Here is a 20,088-nt window from a genome sequence, read left to right as displayed (position 1 = left end):
TGCAGGTTGCAGGCGTCGCCGTACACCGCAGGTCACATGGGTGTGTGGCCGGAAGTCGGGGGTCACCCGCCAGACGGCGGGGAGGTTCCGCCGGACGGCGGCGCCCCGGACCACGTCCGGTGTGCGGATCATTTCCTCACGAGCCGCCGCGCTTCGCATGAGGAGATCCCATGAGCCATGTCCCGCCCCCGTTCGACCCCGAACTGACCGCCGCCCTCGAACTGATCAAGGACGTCCTGTCTCCCGGTCTCGCACCGGACGAGATCCCCACCGCCCGCCAGGGCCCGGGGATCCAGATGCTGGCCGACCAGGACCTGACCATGGACGGGTTCTTCGAGGTCGAGGACCGTACGGTGCCCGGACCCGAGAACGCCCCCGCCATCTCGCTGCTGATCTGCCGCCCGGCCGCCCCGACGATCGCGGATCCGCTGCCCGTCGTCTACCACGTGCACGGCGGCGGCATGATCCTCGGCAACAACCGGGTGGGCGTGGACGGCCCGCTGGCCTGGGCGAAGGAGCTGGGCGCGGTCGTGGTGTCCGTGGAGTACCGGCTGGCGCCCGAACATCCGTATCCGGCGCCGGTCGAGGACGTGTACGCGGGCCTCGTATGGACAGCGGAGCACGCCGTCGAGATAGGTGGCGACCCGGAACGGATCGTGATCGCGGGAGCCAGCGCGGGCGGGGGCCTGAGCGCGGCACTCGCCCTGCTCTCCCGGGACCGCAAGGGTCCGCAGGCCATCGGTCAGATGCTGCTGTGCCCGATGCTCGACGACCGCAACGACACCCCGTCCTCCCACCAGATGGCGGGCCTCGGCGTCTGGGACCGCACGGCGAACGAGACCGGCTGGGGAGCGCTGCTGGGCGAACTGCGCGGCGGTCCCGAGGTACCCGCGTACGCGGCACCGGCCCGCGCGGAGGACCTGTCCGGGCTTCCCCCGGCCTTCCTCGACGTGGGCTCCGCGGAAACCTTCCGGGACGAGGCCGTCTCCTACGCCTCCCGCATCTGGCAGGCGGGCGGAATGGCCGAACTCCACGTCTGGCCCGGCGGCTTCCACGGCTTCGACGGCTTCGCACCCCAGGCGGCTCTCTCCCAGGCGGCCCGCGCGGCACAGCTGACGTGGCTGCGGAGGTTGTTGGGCGAGTGAGGTGAGGTGAGGTGAGGTGAGGTGAGGTGAGGTGGGAAGGGGTGGGGCACGGCGGGTGGTCGATCGGGGCTGCGGGCGGGGTCGACGGCACGAAGGGGTGCGCAGTTGCTGCGGATCGGGGTGTACGGTCGACGGCCGGAACGGCCGGCCCGTCCCGGAGCCGCAGGGCGCCATGACGCGGCGTCCAGAAGGATCGCGTCCGGCCGCCCGCTGATCCGCCCGGTGAGTCGACGATGCACGACCCCACCCCGCGGAATCTCCCCGCAAGGCTGCACGGAACGTGACCCCATGCCGCACCATGGGCATATGAAAGAGCTGGCCGGGCGTCTGACCGCGCTCGACCCGGACGCCGGGGCCGCCGTGCAGGTCATCGCCTACTTCGACCGTCTGGCCGAGTCCCGGGCGGGGCTGGAGGCGCTGGTGCGCGGGGCCGCGGTGCTGGCCGGGGTGCCCGCACGACTGGCGGACTCCGACCGGCGGGTGCAGGTCCGGGTCGAGCCCGACGGCACGCGCCGGGACACGGGCCTCCCGCCCGACACGGCCTGGCCGTCCACCCCACTGGCCCCGGGCAAGCCGCCCGCCCTGTGGCTGGAGCGGACGGCGACCGCGCCGAGCGTGGTCGACGCGGTGATCCTGGAGCGGGCTGCGGGCGCCGTCCGCCTCGTCCTGGACCGCACCCGGGGACGGGCCCCCGTCGACGACCCCGCGCTGGTCGAGACCGTTCTCGACGCCACCGCTCCGGACCAGGCCCGCCTGCACGCGGCCCGCGGACTGGGCCTGGACCCCGCCGCACCGGCTCGCGCAGTGGCCTCACAAGTGGGCCACCCCCGGATCGTCGCCGCGCACCCGGACGCCGAACTGCCCCCAGGACGCCTCGGCGTCGGGTCAGCCGTCCCGGTGCTCGATCTGCCCCGCTCCTGGACCGAGGCCCGCACCGCCCTGCGGTTCACCGCGGACGGCACCGCCCAGGACCCGGGCCGGCGGGTGGTGTACGCCGACGAGCTCGGCGGTGTCGCCCTGCTGGCCGACCTCGTCGTACCGGGCGCCGAACCGCCCCCGGACGTCCGCGACCTGGAAACGGCCGCCGCGGCCACGCCCTGGCTGCTGGCCACCCTGGACGCGGTCGCCTCGACGGCGAGCCTGCGGGCGGCCGCCGCCGAGGTCAACGTCCACCACTCCACGCTCCAGGACCGTCTGACCCACGCCGAGCACCTGCTCGGCTGGCCGGTGCGTACGCCCCAGGGCCGACTCCGACTGCAACTGGCCCTGACCATGCGGCACTTGGCACGGCCGTAACCCCGCCCCGGCGGGCACCGGAAGCCGTTGTCGCGCTGCCGTCCGTCCTGGCCCGCCCGACCTGAGCCACCCCCTCTTACTTGCGCACGCACTATAAGCGCACACGCCGAAAGTTTCATTGATGCCCTATCCTGGATGTCAGTCGCTTCGGGACGGAGGAGCAATCCCCATGACCGCCACAGACCCCGCACTCACCGCCCTCGCACAGGGCTGGTGCGCTCTCTCCCTGCTGCACGGCAGGATCGAGACCCATATCGAGCGGGCTCTGCAGGCGAAGCACGACCTGAGCGTGCGGGAGTACTCCCTGCTCGACGTGCTGAGCCGCCAACACGACGGGGTGGGCGGCCATCTGCAGATGAAGCAGGTCGCCGAAGCGGTCGTCCTGAGCCAGAGCGCCACCACCCGTCTGGTGACCCGGCTGGAGGACCGCGGGCTGCTCTCCCGCTACCTGTGCCCCACCGACCGCCGCGGCATCTACACGGACGTCACCGAGGCAGGCCGCACCCTGCTGGAAGAAGCGCGCCCCACGAACGAGGCCGCCCTGCGCGAGGCCCTCGACCAGGCCGCCCGGAACCCCGAACTGGCGCCGCTCGTCCGGGCGGTGGAGACACTCGGCGTGCCGGCCTGACGCCTGCGGATCGCCGCGCTCGGCAACATCGTGATCCCGCGACCGCCGGCGCGAGGTCGGCGTGCCCGGCGGCACCCACGTGCCGGCACTGCATCCGCCGGCGGACCTGGCGGGTGCGCCGGCGCGCATGGACCCGGTCTCGACAAGCTTGGCCGAGGTGCCTTGCGCACACCAGCTTTGCCTGGAATTCGCCTGGAGTACGGCCTTCCTTGCTTCCATCGGAGGATGGAACACGAGGGCGAGACGACCGAACTGTTGTCAGGACTGCGGGTCGACTACACCGACCACGACGACCCGGTGCTGATCCGGCCGGACGGCACTCCCATCGACACCTGGCGGGAGAACTACCCGTACGACGAGCGCATGGAGCGCAAGGAGTACGACCTGCACAAGCGGCTCCAGCAGATCGAGCTGCTGAAGCTGCAGAGCTGGATCAAGGGGACCGGCCGTCGGCTCGTCATCGTCTGTGAGGGGCGTGACGCGGCCGGCAAGGGCGGCACGATCAAGCGGTTCACCGAGCACCTCAATCCGCGCGGCGCCCGTGTGGTGGCGCTGGAGAAACCGACCGAACGCGAACGCGGTCAGTGGTACTTCCAGCGGTACGTCGAGTATCTGCCGACCGCGGGCGAGATCGTGCTGTTCGACCGGTCCTGGTACAACCGGGCCGGTGTGGAGCGGGTGATGGGTTTCTGCACGGACGACGAGTACCGCCGCTTCATGCGGCAGGCGCCGCTCTTCGAGCGGATGCTCGTGGACGACGGCGTGGACCTGGTGAAGTTCTGGTTCTCGGTCTCGCAGGGCGAGCAGCGCACGCGTTTCACGATCCGCCAGGTCGACCCCGTGCGGCAGTGGAAGCTCAGCCCCATGGACCTGGCCTCCCTCGACCGCTGGGACGACTACACCGCGGCCAAGGTCGCCATGTTCCGCGAGACGGACACCGAGCAGGCGCCCTGGACGGTGGTGAAGAGCAACGACAAGAAGCGGGCCAGGGTGGAGGCCATGCGCAGCGTTCTGGCCCGCTTCGACTACACGGACAAGGACGAGGAGGTCGTCGGCAGCCCCGACCCGCGAATCGTGGGCTCGGCGGCCACGCTGCTGGAGGCGGGCGAGGACTACACCGGCACCGACCGCTGACGACTACGCCGAGGCCCGGCGACGCGGGACCGGACGGTCACCGACCCGAACGAGCCGCTCCCCCTCCAGGAGCTCACCCGCCCGAACGAGCCGCTCCCTCCCGCCGGGCGGTCACCCGTGCGTCGGCACAATGAGCCGCTCCCTCCCGCCGGGCGGTCACCCGTGCGTCGGCATAACGAGCCGCTCCCCCGGCGGCCGGAGGCCACCCGCCCGAACGAGCCCGTTCCCCCCGGCAACCGGAGCCCACCAACCGCCCGCGCCCGGACTCGCCCTTACCGTGCCACGGAGTGCGACGAGGCCCCCGGGGTACTCGGCGGCACGTCGGATGTACCCGACACACAGCCGACCGGAACCGGAAGGGGGCAGCCCGATGCACGACCGTCCGAACCGAACCGACACGGACCTGCTCGGTATCTACCTCAACGATCACCTCGCCGGCGCCATGCTCGGAGTGGACCGGGCACGCCTGTTGGCCGAGGCAGAGGCCGAGCGGGACCCGGCGCTCGCCGATGCCGTGCGCCCGGTCGCCGACGAGATAGCCGAGGACCGGGCCAGTCTGTTGACGATCATGCGGTCGTTGGAGGTGCCCGTACGCCGGTACAAGATCGTCGCGGGCCGTCTGGCCGAGCGTATGGGCCGGCTCAAGGCCAACGGCCGAATCGTCGGCCGTTCCCCGCTCTCCCCCATGCTGGAGCTGGAGCTGCTGCGTCTGGGCGTGGAGGGCAAGGCCGCCGGCTGGCGGACCCTGCGGCGGCTGGCCGACGCCGACCCGCGCCTCGACTCCGGCCACCTCGACACTCTCCTGGAACGTGCCCGGCGGCAGCTGGAGACGTTGGAGCAGCTCCGTCTGGACCAGATCACGGAGACCTTCCAGCAGAGCGCCGACCGGGCCGTGCCCCAGGGTGCGCACGCCTGAGTGACGGAGGGTCGGGGGCCGTACCCGGCGTACACCGCCCGCGCACGGTGCACGCCGGAAGCCCTGACGCCTCTCGGTGACCACCCTGGAACATGACCTGTCGAAGCGCTTCAACAAACAGGTGCCGAACTCGACGGCCGCTACCTCACCACCGAGGTCGCCGGCGGCTTCACCGGCCGGGTCTTCGGCATGTACGCCACGCGGGGCAGTGCGGCCTTCGACTGGTTCGAGCTGCGGCCTGGCTGACGCTGGACCCACGGCGGTGACCGGCGAGGCCGGCGCCTGGTACGGCTTACCAGGCGTCGGCCTCGCCGATGGCCGCCTGGAGGTCTTCGGCGTCTTCGGCGACGGCACCATCAGGTGCACCTGGCAGAACCGCGCCGGCGACGACAACAACAACTGGTCGGACTGGCTCTCGCTCGGCGTACTCGACAGCCCGAACTGATCGACGGCCCACCCGCATGAACTCATGAGTCCTCGTCGGCGTACCGACGGGGACTCTGTGCGTGGGTGAGGTGCGGTGCGGTGCGGTGGTCTGCAGGAACCGTTGATCATGCGCCTTTCGGCTCGCGACCCGATCCGTTGAGTCGGGCGGACGGTCGCTACCGCCGCTGCCGCCGCTGCCGCCGTCTTCCCGTTACGGATGTGTTCCGAACTCTTGACGGCAGTCTTATGACTGCGTAGACATGACTGCGTAGTCAGCAGCGGGAGTCTGGCATCATCGGGCTCTACCGTGGGGCAGGATCCGGAGGCACCATGACGCGGGAGACAGGACGGGGCCGTGGCTCCGCCACGCCACGCAGCGTGGACGTGGCCCGCCTGGCCGGGGTTTCGCAGAAGACGGTGTCGAGGGTCTTCAACGACGAGCCGTATGTCTCCGCCGACGTGCGCCGGCGTGTGCTGGAAGCCGCGGAACAGCTCGGTTACCGGCTCAACAACGCCGCGCGGGCGCTGGCCTCCGGGCGGACCCGCTCGATCGGCGTGGTCACGCTCGGCACCGCCCTGTACGGACCCGCCTCGCTGCTCATGGGGGTGGAGCGGGTCGTCCGGGACACGGGATACGCGCTGCGTGTGGTCAACACGATGGAAGGCGACCCGGCGGGCATCGCCGGTGCCGTGGACTCGCTCCTCGATCAGGGCGTGGACGGCATCGTCGTCTCCGAACCGATCGACGAGGAGAGATCCGACGGGCAGCAGTCCCTCCGTGTCGACGTGCCGGTCCTCGTCATCGGTGCGCCTTCCCCTCTCATCTCGCCCACGGTTCTGACCGCGGGGGGCCGTGCCGACCTGATGGCCCGCACAGCCACCGAACACCTGCTGAACCTGGGGCATGTGACGGTCCATCATCTGGGCGGCCCGAAGCGGTGGTACGCCGCCGGGGACCGTCTGGAGGGTTGGCGAGCGACGCTGACCGACCACGGGAGAGACGTGCCTCCGGTCGTCGAGGGCGACTGGTCGGCCGGGTCCGGCTACCGGGCGGGACGCGAACTGGCGGACGACGGTGGTGTGACGGCGGTCTTCGCCGCCAACGACGACATGGCGATCGGCCTGATCCGTTCGCTGGCCGAGGCCGGGCGACGGGTACCGGAGGACGTCAGCGTCGTCGGCTTCGACGACATCCCGGTCGCCGCCTATGTGACACCTCCGCTGACCACGGTGCGGCAGCCGTTCGACGCCGTGGCGCAGGAGGGACTCAAGCGTCTCGTGCACGCCATCGAGAATCCCGACGCGGACCCCCTCCCTACGAGCGACCCACCGGTCGAACTCATCGTCCGCGCCTCGACCGCGCCCCCGCCGAGCCGGACGACCCCGGCCCGCGGGCGGCGCAGCGCCTCCCGTCCGCGTGGGGGCACGCACCGTCCGTCGCAGCCGAACGGAGGACAGTCCCCCCACGGGTGAACCACACCGGCCGGCCCGGACAGGCAACACCTCACCGCCGGCGCGTGATCCCGGAACGAGTCGCCGTACCGGTCACGCCCCCGTTCACCCGAAAGCCCTGGTCCGACGGGCGCCGCAGGGCCGCCCCCGAACACAGCGGACTCTGATCCACGTCCGCGCACCCCTCCGCGAACACCCTCACCGGACTGTCCGACCAGGTCGCTTCACGCCCCCGGTCGTCACGTCCGCGTCTTTTCCACCTTGCCCGCGCACGCCCTCGCCAGGCGTGCCGTCCCCTTCGCCACCGGCGGGAGTCCACCATGCCCATATCCACGTCCACGCCCCTGTCCGTCCCCTCCTCCATGAACCGACGGCTGTTCCTCACCGCGACGGGTGCACTGTCGCTGGCCGCCGCCCTCACGGCGTGCGGCGGCGGTGACTCCGGTGGTTCCTCCGCAGCCGCCAAGCCGGTCGGTCAGGCCGACATCGACAAGGCGATGAAGACGCCCACCGAGCTGACGTTCTGGACCTGGGTCCCGAACATCGCCAAGGAGGTCGCGCTCTTCGAGAAGAAGTACCCGGCCGTCAAGGTCAAGGTCGTCAACGCCGGCCAGGGCACCCCGCAGTACACCAAGCTGCGTACCGCGCTGAAGGCCGGCAGCGGCGCTCCGGACATGGTGCAGATGGAGTACCAGGCCATCCCGACCTTCACGATCACCAACAACCTGCTGGACCTGCGCCCCTACGGTGCCTCCGCGCTCAAGGGACAGTTCGTCGACTGGACCTGGGGCCAGGTCAGCGGCACGGGCGGCGAGGTCTGGGCGATCCCCCAGGACACCGGGCCGATGGGCATGCTGTACCGGCAGGACATCTTCGACGAACACGGCATCGAGGTGCCCAGGACCTGGGACGAGTTCGCCGCCGCGGCCCGCAAGCTCCACAAGGCCGACCCCGACGTGTACCTCACCAACCTCGCGGCCAACCAGGCCGCCGCCTGGCACGGCCTGCTGTGGCAGGCGGGCGCCAAGCCGTACGTCACCTCCGGCAAGAGCGACATCACCATCAGCGTCGACGACGCCGCATCCAGGAAGCTCGGCGAGTTCTGGGGCGGGCTCGCGAAGGAGGGGGTCATCGGCGTCGAGCCGGACTTCACCGACGCCTGGTACGCCGCGCTCAACAAGGGCAAGTACGCCACCTGGATCACCGCCGCGTGGGGGCCCGTCTTCCTCTCCGGCTCCGCCAAGGCCACCGCGGGCAAGTGGCGCGCGGCCCCGCTGCCGCAGTGGGACGCCGCCAAGCCCAGCTCGGGCAACTGGGGCGGCTCGACCACCGCGGTCATCCGCTCGACCAAGAACCCCATCGCGGCGGCCCAGTTCGCGCAGTTCCTCAACAGCGACCCGGCCAGCGCGAAGATGTTCGCCACCGAGCAGTTCTTCTTCCCCGCGACCAAGTCCCTGCTCGCGGAAGCCGAGTTCCTCGGGGACGCCCCCTCCTTCTACGGCGGCCAGAAGGTCAACCAGGTCTTCGCCGACATCAGCTCCACGGTCAACGACTCCTTCCAGTGGCCGCCGTTCCTCGATCAGGCCGCGACCTACTGGACCGAGACGGTCGGCAAGTCCCTCGCTGACAAGGCCGACACCGTCCGCGCGCTCGGCACCTGGCAGTCACGGCTGAGCACATACGCCAAGAACCAGGGCTTCACCGTCAAGGGGGGCTGAGATGACCACCGCCACCACCACGGCCCGTGCCAGGGGGAGGCGCCGCTCGGCAGGCCCCCTGTTCGTCGCCCCGTTCATGGTGCTGTTCCTGCTGCTCTTCCTCGCCCCCCTCGGCTACGCCGGATACCTCAGTCTGTTCCAGGAACGCCTGATCGGCGGCACCGCCTTCGTCGGGCTCGACAACTACGTCCAGGCTCTCGGCGACCCCCAGTTCCTGCACGGTGTCGGACGCGTCGCACTGTTCTTCGTCATCCAGGTCCCCGTGATGCTGCTGCTGGCGCTGCTGTTCGCCCTCGCCCTCGACAGCGGCCTGCTGCGGCTCGCGCGGGTGATCCGGCTCGGCATCTTCGTCCCGTACGCGGTCCCGAGCGTGGTCGCCACCCTGATGTGGGGCTATCTGTACGGACCGGACTTCGGGCCGTTCGCCCAGCTGAGCCGGAAGCTCAGTCTGCCGGTCCCCGACTTCCTCAGCGACGGCTGGATGCTCGGCAGCCTGGCGAACATCGTGACCTGGGAGTTCGTCGGCTACAACATGATCATTCTGTACGCCGCCCTGCGTACGATTCCCCAGGAGCTGTACGAGGCGGCCTCGATGGACGGGGCCGGTGCCTGGCGCACCGCCTGGTCCGTCAAGCTGCCCGCACTGCGGCCCGCCATCCTGCTCACCCTGCTGTTCTCGGTGATCGGCAGCTTCCAGCTGTTCAACGAGCCGAGCCTGTTGATGAAGATCGCCCCGGATGTCATCAGCAGCTCCTACACCGCCAACCTCTACGCCTACTCCCTCGCCTTCACCGGCCAGCAGGTCAACTACGCGGCCACGGTGTCCTTCCTCCTCGGCCTCGTCATCGTGGGCGCCTCCTACGCCGTCCTGCTCACCGCGAACCGCCGGAGGACCCCGTGACCACCACAACCCCTCCGGCACCGGTCGCGACCACGCCGACGGAGCCCGTGCACACCGCTCCCGCGAAACGGCAACGGCCCCGCCGCAGCACCCCGCTGACGATCGCCATGCTGGCCGTCCTGGCGTACTTCCTCCTCCCCCTGTTCTGGCTGCTGATCGCCTCGACCAAGAGCGCCCAGGACCTGTTCAACAGCTTCGGCCTGTGGTTCTCGCACGCCCCGCAACTGCTGACGAACGTCAGGAAGACCTTCACCCAGGACGACGGGGTCTTCGTGCACTGGCTGCTCAACACGGTGCTGTACGCCGGCGTCAGCGCGATCGGGGCCGCTCTGCTCGCGGCCGCCGGCGGATACGGTTTCGCCAAGTTCCGTTTCCGCGGCGACCGGGCCGCCTTCAACCTGGTGCTCGGCGCCGTCATGGTCCCGACCACCGCGCTGGCGATCCCGACGTATCTGCTCTTCGCGAAGGCGGGTCTGGTCAACACCCCCTGGGCCATCATCCTGCCCTCGCTCGTCAACCCGTTCGGCCTGTACCTGATGCGTGTCTACGCCCAGGACGCCGTCCCGGACAGCCTCCTGGAGGCCGCCCGTATCGACGGCGCCGGCGAGGCCCGGATCTTCTTCCGGATCGCGCTCAGGCTGCTGGGCCCCGGCCTGGTGACGGTCCTGCTGTTCACGCTCGTGGCGACCTGGAACAACTACTTCCTGCCGCTGATCATGCTGAACGACCCGGACCTGTACCCGATCACGATCGGCCTGTCCTCCTGGGCCGCGCAGGCACAGAACGGCGGGGCCGGCACCAGCAGCGACATGCTCGCGCTGGTCGTGACCGGCTCCCTGATCTCGATCCTGCCCCTCGTCGTGGCCTTCCTCATGCTCCAGCGGTACTGGCAGAGCGGCCTGGCCACGGGCGGCGTCAAACAGTAGGGCACGCAGCCCTCGTGTCAGGGCACGCAGCCCTCGTGTCAGGCCACGCAGCCCTCCCGTCAGGGCCACACCGCCCTCATGTCTGGGCCACGCAGCCCTCGTCCCACTCTTCCTCGGAGGTTCCCTTCATGGCGGCTCTGCCTGCCCGCGTCCTCTTCGGCGCCGCGTACTACCACGAGTACCGGCCCCCCTACGGCACCGATCATCCCGACGAGCGCCTCAAGACCGACCTGGACCTGATGGCCGACGCGCACCTCTCCGTCATCCGGGTCGGCGAGTCGGTGTGGTCGACGTGGGAGCCGGAGAACGGACGCTTCGATCTCGACTGGCTCCAGCCGGTACTGGACGGCGCCCATGAGCGCGGCATCTCCGTCGTCCTCGGCACGCCGACGTACGCGGTGCCGCCGTGGCTGGCCCGCCAGTACCCGGAGATCACGGGCGAGCGGCGCACCGGTGAGCGCATCGGCTGGGGCGCCCGCCAGGAGGTCGACTTCACCCACCCCGCGTTCCGGTTCCACGCCGAGCGGGTGATCCGTGAGATCGCCGCCCGGTACGCCGACCACCCGGCCGTCATCGGTTTCCAGGTCGACAACGAACCGGGGCTGCAGCTCTTCCACAACCACGGCGTCTTCCAGCGCTTCGTGGACCACCTGCGCGCCACGTACGGTGACGTCGAGACCCTCAACCGCGAGTGGGGCCTGGTCTACTGGTCGCACCGGCTGTCCACGTGGGCGGACCTGTGGACCCCGGACGGCAACGCCCAGCCCCAGTACGACGTCGCCTGGCGTGCGTTCCAGGCCCGCCAGGTCACCGAGTTCATCGGCTGGCAGGCGGACATCGTCCGGGAGTACGCGCAGCCCGAGCAGTTCGTCACCACCTGCATCTCCTACAAGCGCCCCGCGGTGGAGGACGACGAGCTCACCGACCGTCTCGACATCACCGCCGGAAACCCCTACTACGACATGCAGGACGGGCTCCTGCTGCCCGACCCCACGCCCGACGGCCACGAGCAGAGCTGGCGAACGACCGGCGTGTGGTCGCTGTACCAGACCGCCGACTGGATGTTCTCCTCTCGCCAGGAGCCGTTCCTGGTCACCGAGACCAACGCGGGCTCCATCGGCTTCCCGTGGGAGAACCGGCCCGCCTACGACGGGCAGTGGCGGCAGGCCGCCTGGGCTCTCGTCTCCCGGGGGGCCCGCATGATCGAGTACTGGCACTGGCACACCCTGCACTTCGGCGCCGAGACCTACTGGGGCGGCATCCTGCCGCACACCGGCCGGCCCGGCCGCACGTACGCCGAACTCGCCCGTCTGGGCGCCGAGTTCGAGGCGGCCGGTCCGCTCGTCGCCGGGCTCGAACCCGACGCGGACATCACGATGGTGTACTCGACGCCGAGCAAGTGGCTGATGCAGAAGTACCCGCCGCTGGCCAAGCCGGACGGCGGACCTGACCCGGAGGCCTACCACCGCATCTTCGACCCCTTCTACCGCGGCGCCTTCGACGCCGGCCGCCAGGTCCGTATCGTCCACTCCCGCCAGTTGCACGACCCGCGCGGGGAACGGGGGGGCAGCACGCCCGAGGAGGCCGTCCGCCGCCACCCCGTCCTCGTCGTCCCGGCGTTGTACATCGCCGCCGACTCGACGCTCGACTGGCTCGCGGCCTACGCGGAGGCGGGCGGCCACCTGGTTCTGGGCCCGCGCACCGGCTACGCCGACCACGAGGCCAGGGCCCGGCAGGAACCGGCGCCCGGGCGGCTGACCGACGCCGCGGGGGTGACGTACGACGAATTCAGCAACCTCGTACAGGAGATCCCCGTGCGCTCGGCGTCCGGCGGACCACTGGACCTGCCCGAGGGCGCGACGGCCACCCGCTGGGCCGACGGCCTGACCGTCACCGACGCCGACGTGCTCGTGACGTACGACCACCCGCACTTCGGCCGCTGGCCCGCGGTCACCACCCGCCGTCACGGCGCGGGCCGCGTCACCTACGTCGGCACCGTGCCCGGCCACGACCTCGCCCAGGCACTCGCCGCGTGGATGGCACCGGCCTCCGGCAGCGGCTGGCAGGACCTCCCGGCCTCCGTCACCGCGACGACCGGCACGTCCCCCGACGGACGCCACGTCCACATCGTCCACAACTGGAGCTGGGAGCCGGCGAGCGTCCCCGCCCCGGTGGACCTCACCGACGCCCTGGACGGCACGTCCCTCCCCGCGGGCGCGGCGCTGGACCTCGGTGCCTGGGACGTCCGCGTGTTCGTGTCCTGATCCATCTCCCGTGCGCATCACCGTCGTCGTTCCCCGAGGAGGGGCTTGTGCAGAGAAGAAGGCAGAGAACAAGGCTGACGCAGGCGCTGGGAACCTTCGCCGCGGCATCCGCGATGCTGGCGATACCCATGACCAGTGCGCAGGCGTACAACCCGACGGGCGGGATCCTCTACCAGCTCGGCGACGAGCCGTGCCTGAAGGGGCGGGGCAACTGCGCGATCTACCCCAAGTCGGCGCAGTTGCCGAGCGGTCGGCTGGTCGCGTCGTTCGAGAAGTCCACTGTCGTACCGGAGACGGGCAGCGCGGACCGGCAGACGCTCCCGGTCCACAAGAGCGACGACCACGGACCGACGTGGCAGCCGCTGTCCGAGGTGAAGGCTCCGGCGTACCTCTCCAGCGACCCCCGGTACGCGAAGTACACGAGCAACTGGACGAACCCGTACCTCTACACACTTCCGCAGGACGTCGGGAACCTGAAGCAGGGCACCCTGCTCCTGGCGAGTGTCGTGTCGGGCGACGACTACTACTACAAGGAGCACAAGGCGGCGGACCCGGACTGGACACCGTCCAACGACGGGGACCGCAAGGACCTGGCGATCGCCCTGTACTCCAGCACCGACGGCGGCGCGACGTGGAAGGTCGTCAACGTCGTCGCCACCGGCGGCTGGCAGGGCGGCAGCGCGGGCGCGACCGGTCAGAACATCGCGAGCGCCAACACGAACCGGCAGACGGATCCCCTGTGGGAGCCGTATCTGATGGTCTACAAGGGCAGACTCGTCTGCTACTACTCCGACGAGAACGACTACACCGGCTTCGATCCGGCCACCGGCGTCCCGGCCCTGGACCCCGCGAATGACACGGCGAAGGATTCGCTCGGCCAGATCCTCGTCCACCGGACCTGGGACGGCCGCGGCACGGCGTGGAGCGCTCCCGTCGTCGACATCGCCGGCCTGGCCCAGGACATGGGCGGCGGCAGAACGGAGATCGGCGGCGGGCGGCCCGGCATGACCAACGTCGTCCGCACGACGGACGGCAAGTGGCTGCTCACCTACGAGTACTGGGGCGGCGGAGCCAACACCCGGTACCGGATCGCCGGCAACCCCCTGGAGTTCTGCCGCGGCTCCCCCACCGACGAGGCCGTCACGTCACTGCCGGTCGACGCCGGCTCCCACCCTCTCGCGACCGGCGGCAGCCCGGTCGTCAGCAGGCTTCCTGACGGGCGTCTGGTCTACAACGCCGCAGGCAGCGGCAACGTCTGGGTCAACGAGAGCGGACGAGGCAACGGCGTCTGGAAGGAGTACCAGACGACCTCCCCGGCCGGCTACAGCCGCACCCTGCAGTACGTCGAGGGCACCGGCCGCCTCGCGATCCTCAACAACCAGGGAACATCCACGCTGGCCTACGCCGAGGTCGACCTCGGCCACTCCACCGGCGCCTACTACCGGCTGGTGAACCGCAGGACCCACCAGGTGATCGGCACCGGGGACCGGACCAACGACGCGAACATCGGCAACGGGGACGTCCCCGACGTCGTCCTGGAGGATCCCGGGTCGGCGACGAACCCGGACACCCAGTACTGGCACGTGGTGACCGAACCGAACGGCGGCACGAGCCTGCTGAACAAGTCGGGCGGCCGGGCGGCTGCCATCTGGACCGGGAACGCGACCGTCGGCCGGCGGATCGGCCAGTGGGTCGACAACAGCGCCACCGGAAGCTGGAACCTCGTCAGGACCAGCGGCGGTTTCTACAGACTGCAGGCGGTCAAGAACACGAACCTGTACCTGACCGGCGCGTCCGACGGGGCGCCGCTGACCCTGCAGAACGCGGCTCAGGACGGTTCCCAGGACTGGAAGCTCGTCCGTTAGGTCCTCGGCGGCCAGGCGTGGAGCCGGGCGCGCACCGTGCCCGTGCTCCTCGTCTCCGCCGCAGGTCAGGGTAGGTGGACGGGCTCCGGCCGGCCAAGAACCTTGCCGGTCTTTCGGAACGCGCTCCGACCGACCGGGAACCTTGCCTGCGCTCCGTACGTTGAAGCGGATGGTTGTGGTTGAAGTGTGCGAACGGGGAAGCGCCGGCGGAGTTCTGCAGCGGGCGTTTGTCGTTTCGGGAGTTCTCTTCGACGGCTGGCGACCAGCAGCCCTGGATCACGCGAGCGCGCGTTGTCCGACTACTCGCCGCTCGAAGGAGACACGTGACCACTGACATCATGGACCGGGGCACTGGTCCGGCGGATCACGCCGGGCCGACCGCATCCCCGCCCGAGAGCCGGGGCAGCGAGTACGCGGCGCTCTCCCGCGAGGTGAAGACGAGCGGGCTGTTGAAGCGGCGCCCGGGCTACTACTCCGCCAAGGTCGGCGCGAACCTGCTTCTGCTGGCCGCCGGATGGACCGCGTTCGTCCTGATCGGGCAGTCGTGGTGGCAGCTGCTGACCGCCGCCTTCCTCGCGGTGATGTTCACCCAGACCGGCTTCATCGGGCACGACGCCGGGCACCACCAGATCGCCGCCTCCAAACGCGTCAACAACCTGGTCGGCCGCCTGCACGCCGACCTGCTGATCGGCCTCAGTTACGGCTGGTGGATCTCCAAGCACAACCGGCACCACTCCCACCCCAACCACGTCGACCGTGACCCCGACATCGCCGACGGCGCGATCGCCTTCACGCAGGACCAGGCCCGTGTCCGCAGCGGGGCGTTCGCCTGGCTGGCCCGGCACCAGGCCTGGCTGTTCTTCCCGATGCTGCTCCTGGAAGGGCTCGCCCTGCACGTCGCCGGCGTACGGGCGATGCTGGAGCGCACCGGCACCGCGACCTCCCGGACGGCCAAACTGGCCGGCAGCGGGCTGCTGACGGCACACCTCGTCGGCTATCTCGCCGCCCTTTTCCTGGTCCTGTCCCCCGTCCAGGCCGTGTGCTTCCTCCTCGTGCACCAAGGACTGTTCGGGCTGTACATGGGGTGCTCGTTCGCCCCCAACCACAAGGGCATGCCCGTCTTCGCCAAAGAAGACAAGATCGACTTTCTGCGTCGGCAGGTACTGACCTCACGCAACATCCGAGGCCACCGGTTCACCGACTTCGCGCTGGGCGGGCTGAACTACCAGATCGAACACCATCTGTTCCCGTCCATGCCGCGGCCCAGCCTGCGTCACGCCCAGCAACTCGTACGCACCTTCTGCGCCCGGCATGACATCGCTTACCTCGAGACCGGCCTCTTCACCTCCTACGCCCAGGTGCTGCGACACCTCCACGCGGTCGGCGGGCCACTGCGCCCCGAGCTGGAGTACTGAGGCGGTAAGGGCGTAAGGGGCGGGCTTCACGTGCCGAGCCCGGAGTGTCAGGGCTCCTGGGCCCGGCACGAGGTGGCCGCCATTCCCGGCGGGCGGCCTGTCCCGGTCTGCCGTCGCCGTGAGCGCGCCCACCGTACGTCCGGACCGTCCGTCCGTCCGTCCGGAAACGGGAGGCAAGTGCCAAGACTGTGTGCGCTGAACTGATTCTTGGCCACGGCATGCCGGAAGCAGGCGGACGAGCCCCGCACGATCTGGTCAGACGCCCAGCGCCAGCACCGCCCCGAGGCCCGCCCCGGCCCTCACCCCCGCCGCCCGCGACGTCATCACACTCAGCCGGCGTTCATGGCGTCTATCAAGCTCTTGGGGCGCATATCGGTCCAGGTCTTCTCGATGAAGTCAAGGCATGCTTGACGCGCTGCCTCTCCGAAGACCAGCTCCCACCCGTCCGGCATGTCGACGAATGTGGGCCAAAGCGAGAACTGACCCTCCTCGTTTTTCAGAACAAGGTAGTTGGCGTCCTGGTCCTCAAAAGGGTTCGTCATGATTCAGTCCTATCTGTCACTCAAAGGTAGAAGTATCAGGGTGGCCGACCCCGGCCAATGGATTGCTCGACACCAGCTCAGCCGAACGATTCTCTGTCCTGTGTCGTGGACAGCCAACCAGCAATTGAATCCCAAAGCAGAGAGAGCATGGGAGGGTTGGCCATTTCGTCGTGAGAACAAGGCAACCGTGACTCGCTTATTTGGCCGGAAGTATAGGGCTGCCACATGGCACGGCCCGATCCGTCCTCGAGTTCGTCCGACGAGATGAAAAGAACATCGCCGTGAAATCTGCGAGGATAATGCTTCACGTAGATGCGGGTATTATTTGCAATGATTCTCGCCCTTACTTCAGCCTCCCCTTCTGAAATCTCGTTGCGGAAGTAGTCCGGAAGTCCGGCGAGATCACGGAGTGAAGGCGCCTCGTCGAGTACATCCGATGCATCCGCGTGATCGTTATGGCCGTTGCCATCACTTTCTTGAATCGCTTGACGGACAAGATCTGCTGAATTCCGGCCGGTCTCGTCCGAGTTGAGTGTGTCGAACGGGGCGGGTGCATAGCCTCCCATGATGATGAGTGCCGCTTGCTGGCCTTCTTCCTGCAGTTGTACAGCCATCTCCTGCGCTACGCGGCCTCCCATCGACCACCCCAGCAGATGATACGGGCCGGACGGTTGCACGGTGCGCAACTCTTTGATGTACTCTTCCGCCATTTGTCGGATGGATCCCGGCAACTCACCCGCACCGTCGACATCCCGCGCCTGCAGACCGTACAAGGGGATGCCAGGAGGTACGAATCCGGCCAGAGGTGCGAAGCACCAACTCAACCCGGATCGCGGATGGACGCAGAAGAGAGGTGGCCGGCTCCCCTGCGTCCTGATGGGAAGAAGCGTACGAAGCGAGTCCTTCATCGCGGGAAGGCTGAGCCGATATGCAAGTCCTGCGACGCTGGGTGCTTCCATCAGCATCTGGACGGAGACATCGACACCCATGATCGTACGAATCCGACGCACCAGCTTGACCGCCAGAAGTGAATGTCCACCGCGTTCGAAGAAGTTGTCCGCGACACCAATGTGAGGCACATTCAGTTCTTCGGCAAAAATTCTGCACAGGATTTCCTCCTGGACCGAGGAGGGATCCGGGCTTGGCGCGGACGCGGTGTAGTCCGGCGCCGGAAGTTCCCGTCGATCCAGCTTCCCGTTCGCCGTCAGCGGCAGACTCTCCAGGACCACCAGCGCGGACGGCACCATGTACTCCGGCAGCATCGCGCCGAGATGGGCGCGCAGGGCAGCCAGGTCAACCTCGGCGGTGTGGCCGTCACTTCTGGTGTTGCCACCCTTGGGGACGAGGTAGCCGACCAGGCGCTTGTCCCCTGGGCGGTCCTCACGCACCATCACCGCTGCCTGGGCCACGGACGGATGTGCGCTCAGCGCGGCCTCGACCTCACCCAGCTCGATCCGGAACCCACGGACCTTCACCTGGTCATCCGTACGGCCCAGGAAGTCCAGGACACCGTCCGGTCGCCATTTCGCCAGGTCGCCGGTGCGGTACATCCGCTCACCGGGGGTGAAGGGGTTCGCGACGAACCGCTGCGCGGTCAGTCCCGGCCGAGCGTGGTAGCCGCGGGCCAGTTGGGCGCCGGAGACGTACAACTCACCCGCAACACCCACCGGAACCGGCCGCAGAGCCGGGTCCAGGACGTAGACCCGGGTGTTCCACACCGGACGGCCGATCGGCGCGGTACCCCCGGGCCATGCCGCCCGGTCCGCCGGCAGGGTATGGGCGGTGACCACATGAGTCTCGGACGGACCGTAGTGGTTGTGCACCACCGTCCCGACTGCTGCCCCGCATAGGTCACGGACCCGATCACTGAGCACAAGGGCCTCGCCGGCCTGGGAAACATGACGCAGCCACGGCAGGTCCGTGCCCTGCTCCGCCACAGCCTCACCAAGCGCGTCCACCATCATGTTGGGGGCGTACAGCTCGGTGGCCTTCTGCTCCCTCAGCCATGCCACGAACTCTTCCGGGTTACGCCGGATCTCTTCGTCCGGCACCACAAGGGTCTTGCCGTCAAAGAGGGCCGAGAGGATCTCCTGGGCCGAGACGTCGAAGCTGATCGCGGTGAACTGAGCGACCCGCGAACCGGCCTCGGCGGGGATGGCAGAAGCGTGCCAGGACATCAGGTTGACCAGCGCGCCACAGGACATCACCACACCCTTGGGACGCCCGGTCGAGCCGGAGGTGTAGATCAGGTACGCGGGGTGCTGCGGCAGCAGCGGACCGGTCCGCTCCTCATCGCCGGGAACGTCGGCCGGCAGTGCGTCGAGTTCGGCGACAACCGCAGGGTCGTCCAGCAGCAGCGCGGGTCCGGTAGCCATGCGCCCGGCGACCTCTGTGGTGGTCAGCGTCAGCGAGGGGACGGCATCGGCCACCATGAAGGCAATCCGCTCGGCCGGGTACTCCGGATCGATCGGCAGGTAACCGGCGCCCGACTTCAGCACCGCCAGCAGACCGACGATCAGGTCCACCGAGCGAGGCACGGCCAGCCCGACGATGCGCTCGGGACCGATACCGCGACGGATCAGCAACCGGGCAAGCCGGTTCGCACGCTCGTCGAGCTCCGCATACGTCACCTCAGCGCCACCGAAGACCACCGCGACCGCATCAGGATGCTTCGCAACCCGGGCCTGGAACAGCTCCGGCAGCGCCGTCCCAGGCACCTCCTGGACGGTGTCGTTCCACCCCGCCACAACCCGGTGCCGCTCCTCCGCCGACAACACCTCCACCACGCTGACCCGCTGGTGCGGTTCCCTGGTGACGGTGTCCAGGACGCGGACGAACCGTTCAGCCAGGGTCTCCACCGTTTCGCGGTCGAACAGGTCGAGGGCGTAGTCGATACCGCCGTGCAGGCCGGCCGGGCGATTACCGGTGCCGGTGCTGGTGTCGGTGTCGGTGTCGGTGTCGGTGTCGGTGTCGAAGGTTTCACTCAAGGCGAAGAACAGGTCGAATTTGGCTGCCGGTTCGCCGGTGGGCAGGGGTTCGGTCTGAATGCCGGGCAGGTCGAGGACGGCCTGGGCGTTGTTCTGCAGCGTGAGCATGACCTGGAAGAGCGGGTGGCGGGCCATCGAGCGGGCCGGGGCGAGGTCCTCGACCAGCCGCTCGAAGGGCACGTCCTGATGCGCGAACGCGGCCAGGCTGTTCTCACGGACCTGCTCCAGCAGGCCGGCGAACGTGGGATCACCGGACAGGTCGGTGCGCATCACCAGGGTGTTGACGAAGAACCCGACCAGGTCGTCCAGCGCCTCGTCCGTGCGTCCGGCGACCGGGGTACCCACCGGGATGTCACTGCCCGCGCCCACCCGGGACAGCAGCACCGCCAGCGCCGCCTGGAGCACCATGAACACGGTCACGCCCTCGGCGCGGGCCAGCTCCACCACCCGGGCATGCACCTCAGCCGGCACAC

15 protein-coding genes and 1 pseudogene are annotated in these 20,088 nt (G+C 69.3%); 14 read left to right on the top strand and 2 right to left on the bottom strand.

Annotated elements, in window-relative coordinates; all coding sequences use genetic code 11:
- The first annotated feature begins 170 nt into the window (after positions 1-170).
- The 14 genes and pseudogenes from M2271_RS00080 (at position 171) to M2271_RS00015 (ending at position 16,086) form a co-directional block, all read left to right on the top strand.
- Positions 171-1,145: an alpha/beta hydrolase gene (locus M2271_RS00080; RefSeq protein WP_280884939.1), complete on the top strand. Its 975-nt coding sequence runs from the start codon at positions 171-173 to the stop codon at positions 1,143-1,145.
- A gap of 306 nt (positions 1,146-1,451) precedes the next feature.
- Positions 1,452-2,441 (top strand): helix-turn-helix domain-containing protein, encoded by a 990-nt coding sequence (locus tag M2271_RS00075; RefSeq protein WP_280884938.1) that lies wholly within the window; start codon positions 1,452-1,454, stop codon positions 2,439-2,441.
- Positions 2,442-2,610: 169 nt separating this feature from the next.
- The gene (locus M2271_RS00070; RefSeq protein ID WP_280884937.1) at positions 2,611-3,069 is read left to right on the top strand and encodes a MarR family transcriptional regulator; all 459 of its coding nucleotides are present in this window, start codon (positions 2,611-2,613) and stop codon (positions 3,067-3,069) included.
- 225 nt (positions 3,070-3,294) lie between these two features.
- Entirely contained in the window at positions 3,295-4,203 is a 909-nt protein-coding gene (ppk2, locus tag M2271_RS00065) for a polyphosphate kinase 2 (RefSeq protein WP_280884936.1), read from the top strand.
- 370 nt (positions 4,204-4,573) lie between these two features.
- A complete protein-coding gene (locus M2271_RS00060; protein WP_280884935.1) occupies positions 4,574-5,119 on the top strand; it encodes a hypothetical protein in 546 nt (181 codons plus the stop codon).
- Between the two features lie 120 nt (positions 5,120-5,239).
- Positions 5,240-5,365, top strand: a pseudogene (locus M2271_RS00055) (hypothetical protein); the annotation flags it as partial.
- Positions 5,366-5,381: 16 nt separating this feature from the next.
- Entirely contained in the window at positions 5,382-5,564 is a 183-nt protein-coding gene (locus M2271_RS00050; RefSeq protein ID WP_280884934.1) for a hypothetical protein, read from the top strand.
- Between the two features lie 311 nt (positions 5,565-5,875).
- On the top strand, positions 5,876-7,018 hold the full coding sequence (locus tag M2271_RS00045; RefSeq protein ID WP_280884933.1) for a LacI family DNA-binding transcriptional regulator: 1,143 nt from the start codon (positions 5,876-5,878) through the stop codon (positions 7,016-7,018).
- A gap of 299 nt (positions 7,019-7,317) precedes the next feature.
- Positions 7,318-8,715, top strand: coding sequence for an extracellular solute-binding protein (locus M2271_RS00040; RefSeq protein ID WP_280884932.1), 1,398 nt, complete (start codon positions 7,318-7,320; stop codon positions 8,713-8,715).
- 1 nt (position 8,716) lies between these two features.
- Positions 8,717-9,616, top strand: coding sequence for a sugar ABC transporter permease (locus M2271_RS00035; RefSeq protein ID WP_280884931.1), 900 nt, complete (start codon positions 8,717-8,719; stop codon positions 9,614-9,616).
- Positions 9,617-9,663: 47 nt separating this feature from the next.
- Positions 9,664-10,542, top strand: a complete 879-nt coding sequence (locus M2271_RS00030; RefSeq protein ID WP_280885319.1) for a carbohydrate ABC transporter permease — start codon at positions 9,664-9,666, stop codon at positions 10,540-10,542.
- Positions 10,543-10,670: 128 nt separating this feature from the next.
- Positions 10,671-12,806: a beta-galactosidase gene (locus M2271_RS00025; RefSeq protein ID WP_280884930.1), complete on the top strand. Its 2,136-nt coding sequence runs from the start codon at positions 10,671-10,673 to the stop codon at positions 12,804-12,806.
- 128 nt (positions 12,807-12,934) lie between these two features.
- A complete protein-coding gene (locus M2271_RS00020) occupies positions 12,935-14,671 on the top strand; it encodes an RICIN domain-containing protein (protein ID WP_280884929.1) in 1,737 nt (578 codons plus the stop codon).
- Between the two features lie 323 nt (positions 14,672-14,994).
- Positions 14,995-16,086, top strand: a complete 1,092-nt coding sequence (locus M2271_RS00015; RefSeq protein WP_280884928.1) for an acyl-CoA desaturase — start codon at positions 14,995-14,997, stop codon at positions 16,084-16,086.
- 329 nt (positions 16,087-16,415) lie between these two features.
- Here M2271_RS00015 and M2271_RS00010 read toward each other — a convergent pair whose 3' ends face one another.
- Both M2271_RS00010 and M2271_RS00005 read right to left on the bottom strand, forming a co-directional pair.
- The gene (locus M2271_RS00010; RefSeq protein ID WP_280884927.1) at positions 16,416-16,628 is read right to left on the bottom strand and encodes an MbtH family protein; all 213 of its coding nucleotides are present in this window, start codon (positions 16,626-16,628) and stop codon (positions 16,416-16,418) included.
- A gap of 77 nt (positions 16,629-16,705) precedes the next feature.
- Entirely contained in the window at positions 16,706-20,074 is a 3,369-nt protein-coding gene (locus M2271_RS00005; protein WP_280884926.1) for an amino acid adenylation domain-containing protein, read from the bottom strand.
- Between the last annotated feature and the right edge of the window lie 14 nt (positions 20,075-20,088).

The organism is Streptomyces sp. LBL, assembly GCF_029893585.1.
Lineage (GTDB): Bacteria > Actinomycetota > Actinomycetes > Streptomycetales > Streptomycetaceae > Streptomyces.
This window is presented reverse-complemented; position numbering and strand designations above follow the sequence as displayed.

Bases quoted from the DNA above. Each gene is read 5' to 3' on its own strand.
- M2271_RS00075 (WP_280884938.1), top strand. From the start codon at position 1,452: ATGAAAGAGCTGGCCGGGCGTCTGACCGCGCTCGACCCGGACGCCGGG.
- ppk2 (WP_280884936.1), top strand. From the start codon at position 3,295: ATGGAACACGAGGGCGAGACGACCGAACTGTTGTCAGGACTGCGGGTC.
- M2271_RS00020 (WP_280884929.1), top strand. From the start codon at position 12,935: ATGACCAGTGCGCAGGCGTACAACCCGACGGGCGGGATCCTCTACCAG.
- M2271_RS00010 (WP_280884927.1), bottom strand. From the start codon at position 16,628: ATGACGAACCCTTTTGAGGACCAGGACGCCAACTACCTTGTTCTGAAA.
- M2271_RS00035 (WP_280884931.1), top strand. From the start codon at position 8,717: ATGACCACCGCCACCACCACGGCCCGTGCCAGGGGGAGGCGCCGCTCG.
- M2271_RS00070 (WP_280884937.1), top strand. From the start codon at position 2,611: ATGACCGCCACAGACCCCGCACTCACCGCCCTCGCACAGGGCTGGTGC.
- M2271_RS00080 (WP_280884939.1), top strand. From the start codon at position 171: ATGAGCCATGTCCCGCCCCCGTTCGACCCCGAACTGACCGCCGCCCTC.
- M2271_RS00025 (WP_280884930.1), top strand. From the start codon at position 10,671: ATGGCGGCTCTGCCTGCCCGCGTCCTCTTCGGCGCCGCGTACTACCAC.
- M2271_RS00060 (WP_280884935.1), top strand. From the start codon at position 4,574: ATGCACGACCGTCCGAACCGAACCGACACGGACCTGCTCGGTATCTAC.
- M2271_RS00045 (WP_280884933.1), top strand. From the start codon at position 5,876: ATGACGCGGGAGACAGGACGGGGCCGTGGCTCCGCCACGCCACGCAGC.
- M2271_RS00040 (WP_280884932.1), top strand. From the start codon at position 7,318: ATGCCCATATCCACGTCCACGCCCCTGTCCGTCCCCTCCTCCATGAAC.